This window comes from Actinosynnema pretiosum (assembly GCF_002354875.1).
Lineage (GTDB): Bacteria > Actinomycetota > Actinomycetes > Mycobacteriales > Pseudonocardiaceae > Actinosynnema > Actinosynnema auranticum.
This window is the reverse complement of record NZ_CP023445.1, coordinates 217,399-232,722: the sequence shown is the minus strand read 5'-3', so window position 1 is coordinate 232,722 and position 15,324 is coordinate 217,399. Positions and strand designations below refer to the sequence as shown.

The following is a 15,324-nucleotide window of genomic DNA, read 5'->3' as shown; positions in this document are numbered from 1 at the left end:
ACCCGGTGGGCCGCCTCACGCGGACGGAGGCGGCCACCGGGCTCCTGGACGGCGGGACGCGGGGCCGGGGGACGCGGGCCGGGGGACGGGGACGCCGGGCGGCGAGAGCCGGGTGCGGCGGACCGCCGCCGCTTCCCCGGCGGCGAGGGCCCGCCCCCGTTCCAGCCCGGCGTCTCCCCGAAGCTCCTCCTGCCCCGAAGGGGTGGTGGGCGGGGGAACCGCTTCCCGCGTCGTCGTCGGCCGCGCACAGTGCGGCCGTGGACCCCGCGACCCCGCCCCGGCACCCCGCCCCCGACCACCGCGCCGAGCTGCGCCGCGCCTACGCCACCGGCGAGCTCGCCGAGCTCCCCGTGTTCGCGGGCGGCTTCATCAACTTCGGCTTCTGGCGGGGCGTGCCCCTCGACGGCCCGCTGTCCGCCGAGGACCGCGTCGCCTCCCAGGCCGCCCTCTACGACCTCGTGCTCGACGCCCTCTCCCCCACCGGCCGCAGCACCCTGGAGGTCGGGTGCGGGCAGGGGGTGGGCGCCCTGCGGGTGCTGCTCCGGTCGCCCTCCCGGTGCGCCGGGGTCGACCAGGAGCCCGAGCAGGTCGAGCGGGCCCGCGCGGCGGCGCCCGAGGGGGAGTTCGCGGTCGGGTCGGCGGGGGCGCTGCCGTTCGGGGACGGCGAGTTCGAGCGCCTGCTGTCGGTGGAGGCCGCGCAGCACTTCGACGACCTCGGCGCGTTCGCCCGCGAGGCGGCCCGCGTGCTCTCCCCCGGTGGCAGGCTGGCCGTCGCCACGTTCTTCGCCGCCGACGCCTCCGCCGCGCCCGAGCTGTCCCGGCTGCTGGCCACGTTCGCGAGCGGCCTCGACCTGCCCCACCCGATCGGGGGCTTCCTGGACCGGCTCCGCGAGGCCGGGTTCGGCGACGTGGCGGCCACGAGCGTGGGCGGGCACGTGTGGCGCGGCCTGGACCGCTGGCTGGAGCTGGGGCCCGCGCCCGAGCGGTGGGACCGCAACTGGCTGGTCGCCGCCGAGCGGGGCCTGCTGGACTACCACCTGGTCACCGCGACGAAGCCGGCAGGATCGGGGGCGTGACGACGCACCCGACAGCTCCAGTCCCGGACCCGCTGTTCCCCGACCCCGAGGCGGAGGCCCGCTGGCGGGACCGCTTCACCGCGCCCAGGGTGAGCCTGCCCCAGTGGGCGGAGGACGCGCCGGACCGGAACCTGTACCTGTCGAACTCCAGCGGCGTGTGGGAGGTCTACGCCTGGGACCGGTCGTCCGACGAGCACCGCAAGGTCACCGACCGCCCCAACGGCACCTCGCACTGCGCGCTCAGCCCGGACGGCGAGCGGATCTGGTGGTTCTCCGACACGGACGGCGACGAGTTCGGCGTGTGGGTGACCGAGCCGTTCACCGCGACGGGTGACAAGGCCGAGCCCGCCGTCCCGGACGTCCCGGCCGCCTACCCGGCGGGCCTGGGCATCGGCGCCGAGGTCGTGGTCGTCGGCGCGTCCACCGACGACGGCACCACCGTCTACCTCTCGCGCGCGGGCGGCCCCGCCGAGGTGCTCTACCAGCACGCGAACGACGCGGGCCTGGGCGCGCTGTCCAAGGACGAGACGCTGGTCGCGATCGCGCACTCCGAGCACGGCGACAACCGGCACACCGCGCTGCGCGTGCTGACCACGGCGGGCGAGACCGCGGCGGAGAAGTGGGACGGCCCCGGCAAGGGCCTGGACGCGATCGCGTTCAGCCCGGTGCGCGGCGACAACCGGCTGCTGGTGATGCACGAGCGCCGGGGCCGCGAGGAGCTGCTGGTCTGGGACGTGGCGTCGGGTTCCGAGACCGAGGTCGTGGTGGACCTGCCCGGCGAGATCTCCGCCGACTGGTACCCGGAGGCGGACGCGCTGCTGGTGGTGCACACCTTCCGGGCGCGCAACACGCTGCACCGCTACGACCTGGCGACCGGCGCGCTGACCGCGCTGGAGACCCCGCACGGCTCGGTGGGCTCGGTCGGGGTGAGGCCGGACGGCGCGGTGGAGTACTCGTGGTCCTCGGCCGCGCGGCCCGGCGTGGTGCGGGTGCTGACCGCGTCCGGCCAGGATGAGGTGCTGCTCTCGCCCGCGGGTCACCGGCCGCCGCCGTCGGCCGAGCTGCGCGACGTGTTCGTCGGCGACGTGCACGCCCTGGTCGCCAGGCCGGAGGGCGCGCCGGACGGGCCGCTGCCGACGGTGTTCAGCCTGCACGGCGGGCCGCACGCGGCGGACGAGGACCGGTTCTCGGCGTACCGGGCGGTGTGGCTGGACGCCGGGTTCGCGGTGGTGCACGTGAACTACCGGGGCTCCACCGGGTACGGCTCGGCGTGGCGGGACGCCATCGAGGGCAGGCCGGGGCTGACCGAGCTGGAGGACGTCGCCGCGGTGCACGACTGGGCCGTGCGCGAGGGCTTCGCGGACCCGGCGAGGTGCGTGGTCAACGGCGCCTCGTGGGGCGGGTACCTGTCGCTGCTGGCGCTGGGGACGCAGCCGGAGCGCTGGGCGGCCGGGGTCGCGGGCGTGCCGGTGGCGGACTACCTGGCGGCGTACGAGGACGAGATGGAGCCGCTGCGGGCGTTCGACCGGGCGCTGTTCGGCGGGTCGCCGCAGGAGGTGCCGGAGCGGTACCGGCTGTGCTCGCCGCTGACCTACGTGGACGAGGTGCGCGCCCCGGTGCTGGTGCTGGCGGGCGAGAACGACCCGAGGTGCCCGATCCGGCAGATCGACAACTACCTGGACCGGCTCGCGGCGCGGGGCGCGGAGTACGAGGTGTACCGGTACGACGCCGGGCACGGGTCGCTGGTGGTGGCGGAGACGATCGCGCAGACCGCCGCCGAGGTCGACTTCGTGCGGCGCAGGCTGGGCTGACCGGTCGGTCGGAGCGGGAACGGGCCTGCGGCCTCACCAGCCGCAGGCCCGTTCCGCGTTCGGCGCCAGGTTCTCGGCGCCAGGTGTGCGGCGCCCGCTCACGCCCGCCGCAGCGCGAGCCCGGTGCGCAGCGCGCCGATCGCCTCGGCGACGGCCTCCCGCCCGGACGTGCCGACGCCGAGCGCGTTGGCGAAGCCGTGGATCAGCCCGTCGTGCCTGCGCAGCACGACCGGCACGCCGCTCTCCGCGAGCCTGGCCGCGAACGCCTCGCCCTCGTCGCGCAGCGGGTCGAGCCCCGCCGTGGCCACGTAGGTCGGCGGCAGGGCGGACAGGTCCGGGGCGAGCAGCGGCGACAGCCTCGGGTCGTGGTGGGTGGACAGGTCGGGGGCGTAGTTGCCCATGAACCAGTCCATCTTGGGCCGGGTGAGGAAGAAGCCGCGCGCGAACAGGTCGCGGGAGCCGCCGGTGGCGGTGGCGTCGAGCGAGGGGTAGAGCAGCAGCAGGAACGCGGGCCGGTGGTCGGCGTCGGCGGCGCTGAGCGCGGCCGAGGCGGCGAGGTTGCCGCCCGCGCTGTCGCCGCCGAGCGCGATGCGGTCGGGGTCGGCGCCGAGCTCCCCGGCGTTGGCGACGGCGTACCGGTAGGCGGCGTCGGCGTCGTCGGCCGCGGCGGGGAACCGGTGCTCGGGGGCGAGCCGGTAGTCGACCGCCAGCACGCGCACGCCCGCGCCGACCGCGAGGTGGCGGCACAGGTCGTCGTGGGTCTCCAGGTCGCCGCTGACCCAGCCGCCGCCGTGCAGGAACACCAGCAGCGGGGAGCCGTCGGGCAGCCCCTGCGGGGTGTAGTGCCTGGCCTTGAGGTGCTCGTCGATCCGCACCTGCCTGGTGAGGACCCGGTGCAGCCTGGGGCCCTCGACGAGGGCCGCGGTGCGGCGGAGCGAGGCGCGGCTGGTGGCCGGGGACGAGGTGGACCAGCCCGTTCCGGACAGCTCCTGCATCCGCAGCAGCAGCTGGGTGTCCGGGTGGAGGGTTTGGCCGTCGACCACGCGGGGCGGTCCGGTGAGGAGTCGGCGGACCGGAGCGGGCAGGGCGAACGCGGCGCGCAACCCCGCGGCCAGCACTCCGGTGGGGACCCTGTCGGCGAGCTTCGACATGTGACCGACGCTACCTGCGGGCAGATCGCGGGGGCGAGAGGTTGGACCTCGACCTAACTGGAGGTGGCAGGATCGGGCGCATGACGGTCACCGTGGTGGGCATCGGCGGTTCGCTCCGCGCCAACTCCTCGTCCGAGCGCGCGCTGCGCCTGGTCCTGTCCGGCGCGGCGGAGACCGGCGCGCGGGTCGTGGAGGTGTCCGGCCCGGACCTGGTGCTGCCGTTCTACGACCCCACCGAGCCGACCCGTCCGGAGGCCGCCCGCAGGCTGGTGGAGGCGCTGCGCGTCGCGGACGGCGTGGTGCTGGTGTCGCCCGGCTACCACGGGACGGTGTCCGGGCTGGTCAAGAACGCCCTGGACTACGTGGAGGACCTGCGCGAGGACGAGCGCCCGTACCTGGACGGCCGGGCGGTGGGCTGCGTGGCGACCGCGATGGGCTGGCAGGCCTCGGTGACGACGCTGACCTCGCTGCGCTCGATCGTGCACGCCCTGCGCGGCTGGCCGACCCCGCTGGGGGCGTCGGTGAACACCCGCGAGGTGAAGTTCGACGAGGCGGGCGAGTGCTCCAGCGCCGAGGTGGCCGAGCAGCTGCGCACGGTCGGCAGGCAGGTGGGCGGGTTCGCCGCGAGCCGCGCGAAGCGGTGGTGACGGGAGTTCGGAAAACCGCCGGGAACGCGGGAGGGCCCGCCCCGGCAACCGGGGCGGGCCCTCCCGCACGGCGGTGCGGAGCGGTGGGTGAACGCAGGGTGCTTTTCCCTGCGGTCACTCAGGCCTCCGCACCGCTAGGAGTGTTACTGCTGCTGGGCCTGCCACATCCAGTGGGCCTCTTCGAACTGCTTGGTGATCTCGATCAGCAGGTCCTGGGTGACCGGGTCCGGCTTGTCGGTCTCGTCGATGCGCTCGCGCATCCGCCCGATGAGGGCGGCGAGGGTGGTGACGACGGCCTTGACGACGTCGTCCTCCTTGAGCCAGCCGTCCGGGAACTCCGGCACCCCGGAGGACTCCGCCACGGTCTTCGCCTTGCCGTTGGGCGTGACGCCCAGGGCGGCGGCGCGCTCGGCCACCTGGTCGGCGTAGGTCCGCGCGGTGGTCACCAGCTCGTCGAGCTGGAGGTGCACGCTGCGGAAGTTCTTGCCGACCACGTTCCAGTGCGCCTGCTTGGCGACCAGCGACAGGTCGACCAGGTCCACGAGGGTGGCCTGCAGGACGTGGCCGACCGCGTCCTTGGCCTCGTCCGACAGCGGACTGGTGATCGGGGACTTGCTCATGGCGTCCAGCTCCTCCTTCACACGGTGGCGTGTCACACGGTGGTGGTGAGGGCCACCTCGATGTTGCCTCGGGTCGCGTTGGAGTACGGGCAGACCTGGTGGGCGGTCTCGACGAGCTTGTGGGCCGCGGCCTGGTCGGCGCCGGGGATGTGCACGGCGAGCTCGACGGTCAGGCCGAAGCCGCCCTGGTCGTTGGGGCCGATGCCGACCTTGGCGGTGACCGTGGAGTCGGTGATGTCCGCCTTGGCCTGGCCGGCGACCCGCTTGAGCGCGCTGTGGAAGCAGGCCGCGTAGCCCGCCGCGAACAGCTGCTCGGGGTTGGTCTTGTCGCCGCCGGGGCCGCCGAGCTCCTTGGGCATGGCGAGCTGCTCGTCGATCACGCCGTCGGAGGACCGGACCTCGCCGTTGCGGCCGTCGCCCAGTGCGATCGCCTCGGCGGTGTACAGCACGTTCATGCTCGAGTCTCCTTAGAGCCGGTGACGGCGGGACGTCGTCGCCCCGCACTGGCGTCAACACCGGCGACCACGCGGTCTTACCCGGTCGTGCGGCAGCTCACTCTCCGCAGCGGGTGAGTACCCGCGCCGGACTGGATCAACCGGGGTGAGACCCGCGCCACCGCCCGATCCGGTCCGGCGCGGTCCGATCAGGACCTGCCGTCGAAGGCGGCGGCGATCCGGTCGCCGATCCCCTTGTCGATGTTGCGCCAGTACTCGAAGACGCGGCGCAGCACGGGCTCGGAGACGCCGTTGCCCGCGTGCGCGACGACGGTCTCGACGAGCCGGTCGCGCTGGGCGTCGTCCATGACCTCGCGCACGAGCGTGCCCGCCTGGCCCCAGTCGTCGTCCTCGGCGTGCAGCCGGTACGCGGAGCGCACGACGGCGTCCTCGACGCCGTAGGAGGTGGTCGCCTCGGACCCGACCGCCGCCGAGGCGTGCGGGCCGCCGTAGGAGTTGGGCGCGTACACCGGGTCGCTGGCGTTGCCGTAGCGCATCGCGCCGTCCTTGGCGTACGAGTCCACCCGCGACTTGGGCCGGTTCACCGGGAGCTGCGCGTAGTTCGCGCCGATGCGGTACCGGTGCGCGTCGGGGTAGGCGAAGATCCGGCCGAGCAGCATCTTGTCCGGGGAGGCCCCGATGCCGGGCACCAGGTTGGTGGGCTCGAACGCGGCCTGCTCGATCTCGGCGAAGTGGTCGGACGGGTTGCGGTCCAGCACCAGCTTGCCGACCTCGACGAGCGGGTAGTCGCCCTGCGGCCACACCTTGGTGAGGTCGAACGGGTTGAACCGGTAGCCCGCGGCGTCCTCGTACGGCATGACCTGCACGTGCAGCGTCCACGAGGGGAACTCGCCGCGCTCGATGGCGTGCCACAGGTCGGCGCGGTGCGCGTCGGCGTCCTCGCCCGCGATGCGGGCGGCCTCGTCCGAGGTGAGGGTCTCGACGCCCTGGTCGGTCTTGAAGTGGTACTTCACCCAGTGCCGCTCGCCCTCGGCGTTCTCCCACAGGTAGGTGTGCGAGCCGTACCCGTTCTGGTGGCGCCAGGTGCGCGGGATGCCCCGGTCGCCCATGAGCCAGGTGACCTGGTGGGCGGTCTCGGGCTGGAGGGTCCAGAAGTCCCACTGCATGTCGTGGTCGCGGCGGCCGGTGTCGACGCGGCGCTTCTGGGAGCGGATGAAGTCGGGGAACTTGATCGGGTCGCGCAGGAAGAACACCGGGGTGTTGTTGCCGACCAGGTCGTAGTTGCCCTGGCTGGTGTAGAGCTTGAGCGCGAAGCCCCTGGGGTCGCGCCAGGTGTCCGGGGAGCCCAGCTCGCCCGCGACGGTGGAGAAGCGCAGCAGCGCCTCGGTCTTCACGCCGGGCTGGAACAGGGCGGCCTTGGTGTAGCGGGAGACGTCGGCCGTGGTGGTGAAGTGGCCGAAAGCGCCCCCGCCCTTGGCGTGAACCACCCGTTCGGGGACGCGTTCCCGGTTGAACTGGGCGTTCTTCTCGATGAGGTAGTGGTCCTGGAGCAGGATCGGCCCGTTGGGGCCGAGGGTCAGCGAGTGGTCGTCGCTGGCGATCGGGATTCCCGCGTTGTTGGTGGTGGGACGTGCGTCGGTCACGGTGCTCGTCGCTCCTCTGGCGCTCGTCGGTCGGTCCGGTCCCCCTGGGTTCCCGCCCGTGCGGTGGGCGCAACCCACCCAACGCCCTTTTCTGGAGCAAGTCAAGAAAGTGAGTGGATAAAGATGTTGCCCGCGAGAGCGAGGATGTCCCGGTGAGCCTGAACGCCTACCGGTCCGTGCTGCGCACCCCCCAGGTCGTCCCGACCATGCTGGTCGTGCTGCTGGCGCGGATCCCGATCACCGGTGTCGGCATGACGTTGACCATGCACGTGCTGCTCGCCCTGGACCACGGCTACGCCGCCGCGGGCCTGGTCGGCATGTCCGCCACGGCGGGCAGCGCCATCGGGTCGCCGCTGCTCGGGCGGATGCTGGACCGGCGCGGGCTGCGCGCGGTGGTCGGCGTGTCGATCGTGGTGGAGGCCCTGTTCTGGCTCACCGCGCCGCTGCTGTCCTACCCGGTGCTGCTGGTGACCGCGTTCCTGTCCTCGCTGGCCGCGCTGCCGGTGATGAGCCTGGGCAGGCAGGCGCTGACCGCGCTGGTGCCGGAGAGCGGCAGGCGCACCGCGCTGGCGCTGGACTCGATGGCGGTGGAGCTGGCGTTCATGGCGGGCCCCGCGCTCGGCGTGTTCCTGGGCACCCACTTCACCGGGCGGCCCGCGATGTGGGTGATCGGCACGGCCGTGGTGCTGTCCGGGCTGCTGCTGTGGGTGGTGGACCCGCCGCTGCGGGCCGGTGGCGCCGCGCCCGGCGGGCAGGCCCCGCGCGGGTGGCTGGACCGGCGGCTGCTCGGGGTGCTGATCAGCGCGGGCGGGGCGACGTTCCTGCTGACCGGGGTGGAGCTCGCGACGGTGGCGCAGCTGCGCGCTCAGGGCCTGACCGGGTGGACCGGGGCCGCGATCGTGGTGATGTGCGCGGCGTCGCTGGTCGGCGGGTTCTGGTACGGCGGGTTCGAGCGGCCCGTGCCGGTCTGGGCGCTCATGGCCGGGATGGGGGTGCTCACCCTGCCGCTGGTGGTCGCCGGGGGCTCACCGTGGCTGCTGGGGGCCGCGCTGGCGCTGTCCAGCTTCCTGTGCGCGCCGACGCTGACGGCGACCGGCGAGGCGATCACGACGATGGCCCCGGAGGGGGCGCGCGGCACGGCGCTGGGGCTGCAGGGCACGGCGTTCACGCTCGGATCCGCGCTGGGCCAGCCGGTGGTCGGCTGGACGATCGACCACGTGGGGCCGTCGACCGGGTTCGCGGTGGCGGCGCTGGGCTCGCTGGCGATCGCCGGGCTCGTGGTGCTGCTGGGCGTCCGGGGGCGGACGCCGGAGCCGGTGGCCGCGGGCTGAGCCCCGACCACCGGCGGCCAGGCCACCGGACACCGATCAACCGGGGCCCGACCACCCGAGGGTGGCCTCCGCCTGGAGCGGGGCCACCCTGCGCGGCTCGATCAGGAGGGCTGGACGTTCTCAGCCTGCGGCCCCTTGGGACCCTGGGTCACCTCGAACGTGACCGCCTGGTTCTCCTCCAGGGACCGGTAGCCGGAGGCGTTGATCGCGGTGAAGTGCACGAACACGTCCGGCCCACCGCCGTCCTGCTCGATGAAACCGAAGCCCTTCTCGGCGTTGAACCACTTCACCTTGCCAGTTGCCACTGCCTTCTCCTCTGCCGTGAAACATGTCGAACAACCACCACACCGGCCGAACACTCCGGGGCGCGGGCGCGATCCTGCACAGGGCTGCCCCGCGTCGCTCGGCGACACGGCGCGACCCGCGCGGGCTTCCCCCGATCGTGGTTGCGGGCTGAGCCTAAAGCAGAACCGCCCGCTTGGCGCGCCCGCGCCACGCTCAAAGGCCCCGAAGAGCTTCGTACAACCGCTCCACACCCGGTCGCGCCGCCGCGTAGTGCGCCGCCGCGTCCGGGTCCGGCTCGTACCGCCGCTCCGGGACCACCAGGTCAGCGGTGCCCGCCAGCGAGTCCAGCTCGCCCAGCGAGCGCCACGCCAGCAGCGCCGCGCCCACCGCCGACCCGCCGGTGTCCTCCGTGATCTCCAGCGGCACGTCCAGCGCGGCGCACAGCACCGACGCCCACAGCTCGTGCCGCAGCGCGCCGCCCGTGGCCCGCACCAGGCGCACCTCGGCGACCGACCGCACCGCGTCGAGCACCAGCGCCAGCTGCTGCGCGACGCCCTCCACGAGGGCCCTGGTCAGCTCGGCGCGCCCGTGCTCGCGGCGCAGCCCGACCACGGCCGACGTCGCGTCCGCGTCCCACCAGGGGGCCCGCTCGCCCAGCAGGTACGGCAGCGCCGTCACCCCGGACGCGCCGACCGGCACGCGCGCGGCCTCGTCGAGCAGCTCCACCACGTCGGCCCCGAACGACTCGGCCGCCCACGAGGCGACCACGCCGCCGTTGCTGACCGCCCCGCCGACCGTCCACAGCCCGTCGCCGATGGCGTAGCAGAACACCCGGCCGCGCTCGTCCACGGCGGGTTCGGGGCTCACCACGCGCAGCGCCCCGCTGGTGCCCAGCGACAGCGCCGCCACGCCGGGCACGATCGCGCCGACGCCCAGGTTGGCCAGCGGCCCGTCACCGCCGCCGAGCACGACCGGCGTGCCGGGGGCGACCCCGTCGACGACCGCGCGCAGCGGGAACGAGGCGGTGGGCGCGTGCAGCTCGGGGAGCTGCTCGGCGCGCACCCGCGCGTGCTCGAGCGCCTCCGGGCGCCAGTCGAGCGCCCGCAGGTCCATGAGCCCGGTCGCCGACCCGGAGGAGTGCTCGGTGGCGAGCACCCCGGTCAGGTGGGCGAAGACGTAGTCCTTCAGCCCGCACCACCGGTGCGCCCGGACCCCGTGGTCGGCGAACCAGCGCAGCTTCACCAGCGGCGACATGGTGTGCACGGGCGTTCCGGTGGCCCGGTGCAGCGCGACGCCGTCCGCGGCCCGCAGCCGCGCCACCTGCTCGACCGCGCGCCGGTCCGCCCAGCTGAGCGACGGGGTCACCGGCCTGCCGGACTCGTCGAGCCCGAGCAGCGTGTGCAGCGCGCCGGTCAGCACCAGCGCGCGCACGCCCTCGGGGCAGGCGAGCGCCACCTCGGACACCGCCGCCAGCGCGGCGGCGAGCACCTCGTCCGGGTCCTGGGTGGCCTCCCCGGACGGCGTGGTCCGCATCGGGTACCCGCGCTCGGTCGAGCGCAGCACCCGTGCGCGGGGGTCGACCGCGACCACCTTGGTCGCGGTCGTCCCCAGGTCTACCGCGAGCACAACCCCCTTGTCGCGCAACGCCTACAGCCTGCCCGCCAGTTCCTCGGCGATCTCGTAGGTGTTGAGGGCGGCGCCCTTGCGCAGGTTGTCCCCGCACACGAAGAAGTCGAGCGCGTTCGGGAAGTCCAGCGCCTGGCGGACCCGGCCGACGTAGGTCGGGTCGCCGCCCACGACGTCGGCGGGCGTCGGGAAGCGCAGGGCCTCCGGCTCGTCCACCAGGACGACCGACGGCTGCTCCTCGAAGATCTTGTGCGCCTGCTCGACGGTCACCGGCCGCTCGAACACGGCGTGGACGGCCAGCGAGTGCGTGGTCACCACGGGCACCCGCACGCAGGTCGCCGACACCTTCAGGTCCGGGATGCCGAGGATCTTGCGGGACTCGTTGCGGACCTTCAGCTCCTCGCTGGTCCACCCGTCGTCCTTGAGGGACCCGGCCCACGGCACCACGTTCAGCGCCAGCGGCGCGGGGAACGGCGAGTCGGACACCGGCAGGCCCGCCGCGTCCAGCACCTCGCGCACGTCGCCCGCGCGCTCGCCGACCTGCTTGCCGGAGACGGCCTCGACCTCGGCGCGGAGCCGGTCGATCGCGGCCTGCCCGCCGCCGGACGCGGCCTGGTAGGAGGCGACGACCAGCTCGCGCAGCCCGAACTCGCGGTGCAGCGCGCCGATCGCGGCCATCATCGACAGCGTCGTGCAGTTGGGGTTGGCGATGATCCCCTTGGGACGCTCGCCGATCTTGTCCGCGTTGACCTCGGGCACCACCAGGGGCACCTCGTCGTCCATGCGGAACGCGCCGGAGTTGTCCACGGCGACCGCGCCGCGCTCGGCGGCGATCGGCGCCCACCGCGCGGACACCTCGTCGGGCACGTCGAACATGGCGACGTCGACGCCGTCGAACGCCTCGGGGGTCAGCTCGACGACGGTGAGGTCCTCGCCGCGCACGTGGATCTTCTTGCCCGCCGACCGCGCGGAGGCGATCAGCCGGATCTCACCCCACGGCACGGTCTCCCGGTTGTTGATGATCGAGATCATCACCGTGCCGACCGCGCCGGTGGCGCCGACCAGTGCCAGAACCGGACCGCCGCTCATCGGCCGCTACCCCCGTACACGACAGCCTCCTCGTCGCCGCCGAGCTCGAACACGTCGTGCAGCGCGCGCACGGCGTCGTCGAGCTGGGTGTCCCTGCAGATGACCGAGATGCGGATCTCCGAGGTGGAGATGATCTCGATGTTCACGCCCGCGCTGGCCAGCGCCTCGCAGAAGGTGGCCGTGACGCCGGGGTGCGAGCGCATCCCCGCGCCGATCAGCGACACCTTGCCCACGTGGTCGTCGTAGATGACCTTCTCGAAGCCGATCTCGCCGCGCGCCTTCTCGAGGGCGGCCACCGCGCGGGGGCCGTCGTCCTTGGGCAGCGTGAACGTCACGTCGGTGCGACCGCTGACGGCCTGCGAGACGTTCTGCACGACCATGTCGATGTCGATCTCGGCCTCGGCGACGACGCGGAAGATCCGCGCGGCCACGCCGGGGTGGTCGGGCACCGCCGTGACCGTGACCTTGGCCTCGGACCGGTCGTGCGCGACGCCGGTGATCATCGCCTGTTCCACGGGAAGGTCCTCCACTGATCCGGAGACCGTGGTCCCCGGCTTGTTGCTGAACGAGGAGCGGACGTGCACGGGCACGTTGTAGCGGCGGGCGTACTCGACGCAGCGCAGCATCAGCACCTTGGCGCCGCAGGCGGCCATCTCCAGCATCTCCTCGTAGGAGATGCTCTCCAGCCGCTTGGCGTTCGGCACGATGCGGGGGTCGGCGGTGAAGACGCCGTCCACGTCGGTGTAGATCTCGCACACGTCCGCCTTGAGGGCGGCGGCCAGCGCGACGGCGGTGGTGTCCGTGCCGCCCCGGCCGAGCGTGGTGATCTCCTTGGTGCCCTGGCTGACGCCCTGGAAGCCCGCGACGATCGCGATGTGGCCCTCGGCGAGCGCGTCCTGGATGCGGCTGGGCGTCACGTCGATGATGCGCGCCTTGCCGTGCACCTCGGTGGTGATCACGCCCGCCTGCGAGCCGGTGTAGGACCGGGCGGACGCGCCGAGGGAGCTGATCGCCATGGCCAGCAGGGACATCGAGATGCGCTCGCCCGCGGTGAGCAGCATGTCGAGCTCGCGGCCCGGCGGCACCGGGGCGACCTGGTGGGCGAGGTCGAGCAGCTCGTCGGTCGAGTCGCCCATCGCGGAGACCGCCACGACGACGTCGTTGCCCGCTTTGCGCGTCGCGACGATCCGCTCGGCCACCCGTTTGATCCGCTCGGCGCTCTCCACCGAGGAACCGCCGTACTTCTGGACGACGAGCGCCACCGCGTTCTCCTCCCAGGTCAGGAAACCCCTGTTCGCACGGCAGACTACCCGGACCACTGAGTGGACAGGCCCCGCCGTGGCCGGCACTACCCTCGTCGCCGTGCCGACCGTGGACGCAGGACCCGACAGCCCCGAGCGCGCGCCGTCGACGCGCGGACCCCTGGCCGGCCTGGCGGAGCACCGGTTCGCGCCGGTCATCGCCCCCGGCGCGCTCTACCTGCTGGTGAGGCTGCTCGGGGTGCTGGTGCTCGCGCTGATGTCCGAGCACTGGGACAAGGACGTCGCGAAGGTGCTCACCTCGTGGGACGGGCAGTGGTTCCTGGGCATCGCGGAGGGCGGGTACGGGGGCGTCACGCCGGCGCTGGTGGACGCGTTCGGCAGGCGCTCGGCGGAGACGCCGCTGGCGTTCTTCCCCGGCTACCCGCTGCTGGTGGGCTGGGTGGGGGCGCTGCCGGGGGTGTCCGCGGTGGGCGCGGCGTTCTCGGTGAGCCTGGTGAGCGGGGTGTTCTGCGCGTACGGCCTGCACCGGCTGGGGCGCTCGGTGCGCGGCGGGTCGGAGCGGGCCGGGCTGGTGCTGGTGGTGCTGTTCGCCGCGTCGCCGATGGCCGTGGTGCTGTCGATGGCCTACTCGGAGGCGCTGTTCTGCGCGCTGGCCGCGTGGTCGCTGGTGGGCGTGGTGGAGCGGCGCTGGGTGCTGGCCGGGCTGTGCGCGGCCGGGGCCGGGCTGGTGCGGCCGACGGCGGGCGCGCTGGTGCTGGCGGTGGGGCTGGCCGCGCTGGTGGCGGTGTGGCAGCGGCGGGACGGGCTGCGGCCGTGGGTCGGCGGGGTGCTGGCGCCGCTGGGGGTGCTGGGCTACCTCGCGTTCGTGGCGGTGCGCACCGGGCGGCTGGACGGCTGGTTCGCGGTGCAGCAGCGCGGCTGGGGGTCGAGGTTCGACGGCGGGGCGGCGACCTGGAGGTTCACCTGGGAGATCCTGGCGAACCCGAGGTCGGTGCTGGAGCTGGTGACGGTGTGGCTGCTGCTGGGCGCGCTCGCGTTGGTGGTGGTGTGCGCGCGGCGGCGGCTGGAGTGGCCGCTGGTGGTGTACGCGGTGGGCGTGATCGTGATGGACCTGGGCTCGAACGGGCTGATGAACTCCAAGGCCCGGCTGCTGCTGCCCGCGTTCGCGCTGCTGCTGCCGATCGCGCTGTCGCTGGCCAAGCGGAAGACGGGCACGGTGGTGCCGGTGCTGGCGGGCGTGGCGGTGTTCGGCGCGTGGTTCGGGGCGTACTCGATCACCGCGTGGCAGTACGCGATCTGAGCTGACCGGGAAGGCGGGAGAGGGCTGTGGCGCGGAACGGCGCGGGGCAGGACGGGACGGGGCAGGGCGGTTCAGGGCAGGGCGGCCTCGAACTGGCCGGGGTCATCGCGGACCGGTGGAGCCCCAGGGCGTTCGACGCGGGCGCGGCGCTCGGCGACGACGAGGCGCGCTCGCTGTTCGAGGCCGCGCGGTGGGCAGCCTCACACGGGAACACCCAACCGGCCCGGTTCCTGCTCGCCCGGCGCGGCGAGCAGGCGCACGAGCGGGTCTTCGCGGCGCTCAGCCGGGGCAACCGGACCTGGGCCGGATCGGCGTCCGCGCTGGTCGTGGCCGCGCTGGCCACCTCGGACGCCAGGGGCCCGCTGCCGAACGCGGAGTTCGGGCTGGGGCTGGCGGTGCAGAACCTGGTGCTCCAGGCGGTGCACCTCGGGCTGGTCGCGCACCAGATGGGCGGATTCGACCCCGAAGCGCTCCGGGAAGCGTTTTCCATTCCCGAGGACGTGCGCCCCGTCGTGGTGATCGCGATCGGCCGGGAGGGCGACGGCTCGGATTTGCCGGAAGACCTGCGCGAGAAGGACACAAGGCCCCGCAGGCGCAAGCCGCTGGCCGAGACGGTGTTCTCGCAGGAATGGGGAGAAGCCGCTTTCACCCCGGAAGCTCCCGCCACGCCGTGACGGGAGTCCAGGTGAGGGCGACCTCGTTCAGCGAGCGATCAGCCGTGCCAGCAGACTGGTCACGACCAGCCAGAACACGGCCGCGAGACCGTAGTTGACGATCAGCTCGACGCTCTCGTCGGAGAACTGGAACAAACCGGGGAAGAACAGTGCCAGCGGGTTGGCCAGCTGCGAGATGAACTGGAAGAACGCGTTGGTCGACTCGGCCCCGAGGAGCACCATGAGGATGAACAGGACCTCGATGACCGCGAAGACGACCCCGACCCCGCTGATCACCCTGGCAGCGGTGTAGCTCCCGCTGCTCGCACGAGTGGTGGAACGCCATCTGGACATGGCCGAGAAATGCCCGAGCCC

At 73.7% G+C, this 15,324-nt stretch carries 15 protein-coding genes; 6 read left to right on the top strand and 9 right to left on the bottom strand.

Annotated elements, in window-relative coordinates; all coding sequences use genetic code 11:
* Positions 1–257 precede the first annotated feature (257 nt).
* Together CNX65_RS01070 and CNX65_RS01065 are read left to right on the top strand one after the other, a co-directional pair.
* Positions 258–1,076 (top strand): class I SAM-dependent methyltransferase, encoded by an 819-nt coding sequence (locus CNX65_RS01070; protein ID WP_096491090.1) that lies wholly within the window; start codon positions 258–260, stop codon positions 1,074–1,076.
* Entirely contained in the window at positions 1,073–2,887 is a 1,815-nt protein-coding gene (locus CNX65_RS01065) for a prolyl oligopeptidase family serine peptidase (RefSeq protein WP_096491089.1), read from the top strand. The genes CNX65_RS01070 and CNX65_RS01065 overlap by 4 nt, the downstream gene beginning before the upstream one ends.
* Before the next feature lie 98 nt (positions 2,888–2,985).
* Here CNX65_RS01065 and CNX65_RS01060 read toward each other — a convergent pair whose 3' ends face one another.
* The gene (locus tag CNX65_RS01060) at positions 2,986–4,038 is read right to left on the bottom strand and encodes an alpha/beta hydrolase (RefSeq protein ID WP_096491088.1); all 1,053 of its coding nucleotides are present in this window, start codon (positions 4,036–4,038) and stop codon (positions 2,986–2,988) included.
* Between the two features lie 80 nt (positions 4,039–4,118).
* Here CNX65_RS01060 and CNX65_RS01055 point away from each other — a divergent pair, with 80 nt between their 5' ends.
* Positions 4,119–4,685 carry an NADPH-dependent FMN reductase gene (locus CNX65_RS01055; protein ID WP_096491087.1) on the top strand — a complete coding sequence of 189 codons (567 nt, stop codon included), beginning with the start codon at positions 4,119–4,121 and terminating at the stop codon, positions 4,683–4,685.
* A 143-nt stretch (positions 4,686–4,828) separates the two neighbouring features.
* Here CNX65_RS01055 and CNX65_RS01050 read toward each other — a convergent pair whose 3' ends face one another.
* The 3 genes from CNX65_RS01050 to CNX65_RS01040 all read right to left on the bottom strand — a co-directional run bounded on the left by CNX65_RS01050 (position 4,829) and on the right by CNX65_RS01040 (position 7,403).
* The gene (locus CNX65_RS01050; RefSeq protein WP_096497540.1) at positions 4,829–5,305 is read right to left on the bottom strand and encodes a Dps family protein; all 477 of its coding nucleotides are present in this window, start codon (positions 5,303–5,305) and stop codon (positions 4,829–4,831) included.
* Positions 5,306–5,337: 32 nt separating this feature from the next.
* The gene (locus CNX65_RS01045; RefSeq protein WP_096491086.1) at positions 5,338–5,760 is read right to left on the bottom strand and encodes an organic hydroperoxide resistance protein; all 423 of its coding nucleotides are present in this window, start codon (positions 5,758–5,760) and stop codon (positions 5,338–5,340) included.
* Positions 5,761–5,948: 188 nt separating this feature from the next.
* Positions 5,949–7,403 carry a catalase gene (locus CNX65_RS01040; RefSeq protein WP_096491085.1) on the bottom strand — a complete coding sequence of 485 codons (1,455 nt, stop codon included), beginning with the start codon at positions 7,401–7,403 and terminating at the stop codon, positions 5,949–5,951.
* A gap of 152 nt (positions 7,404–7,555) precedes the next feature.
* On the opposite strand from CNX65_RS01040, the gene CNX65_RS01035 reads away from it, so the two are divergent.
* Positions 7,556–8,734, top strand: a complete 1,179-nt coding sequence (locus tag CNX65_RS01035) for an MFS transporter (protein ID WP_096491084.1) — start codon at positions 7,556–7,558, stop codon at positions 8,732–8,734.
* Positions 8,735–8,835: 101 nt separating this feature from the next.
* On the opposite strand, the gene CNX65_RS01030 is transcribed toward CNX65_RS01035, so the two are convergent.
* From CNX65_RS01030 to CNX65_RS01015, 4 genes are all read right to left on the bottom strand, one after another.
* Complete coding sequence (locus tag CNX65_RS01030) at positions 8,836–9,039, bottom strand: cold-shock protein (RefSeq protein WP_096491083.1); 204 nt, start codon at positions 9,037–9,039, stop codon at positions 8,836–8,838.
* 193 nt (positions 9,040–9,232) lie between these two features.
* A complete protein-coding gene (locus CNX65_RS01025) occupies positions 9,233–10,663 on the bottom strand; it encodes a gluconokinase (RefSeq protein WP_096491082.1) in 1,431 nt (476 codons plus the stop codon).
* Positions 10,664–10,666: 3 nt separating this feature from the next.
* Positions 10,667–11,734, bottom strand: coding sequence for an aspartate-semialdehyde dehydrogenase (locus CNX65_RS01020; protein WP_096491081.1), 1,068 nt, complete (start codon positions 11,732–11,734; stop codon positions 10,667–10,669).
* Positions 11,731–12,996, bottom strand: a complete 1,266-nt coding sequence (locus CNX65_RS01015) for an aspartate kinase (protein WP_012782851.1) — start codon at positions 12,994–12,996, stop codon at positions 11,731–11,733. The genes CNX65_RS01020 and CNX65_RS01015 overlap by 4 nt, the downstream gene beginning before the upstream one ends.
* A 100-nt stretch (positions 12,997–13,096) precedes the next feature.
* On the opposite strand from CNX65_RS01015, the gene CNX65_RS01010 reads away from it, so the two are divergent.
* Both CNX65_RS01010 and CNX65_RS01005 read left to right on the top strand, forming a co-directional pair.
* Positions 13,097–14,296: a mannosyltransferase family protein gene (locus CNX65_RS01010; protein WP_232519657.1), complete on the top strand. Its 1,200-nt coding sequence runs from the start codon at positions 13,097–13,099 to the stop codon at positions 14,294–14,296.
* A gap of 26 nt (positions 14,297–14,322) precedes the next feature.
* On the top strand, positions 14,323–14,970 hold the full coding sequence (locus CNX65_RS01005) for a nitroreductase family protein (RefSeq protein WP_096491079.1): 648 nt from the start codon (positions 14,323–14,325) through the stop codon (positions 14,968–14,970).
* A gap of 27 nt (positions 14,971–14,997) precedes the next feature.
* Here CNX65_RS01005 and CNX65_RS01000 read toward each other — a convergent pair whose 3' ends face one another.
* Positions 14,998–15,303, bottom strand: a complete 306-nt coding sequence (locus CNX65_RS01000; protein ID WP_012782848.1) for a hypothetical protein — start codon at positions 15,301–15,303, stop codon at positions 14,998–15,000.
* Positions 15,304–15,324 lie beyond the last annotated feature (21 nt).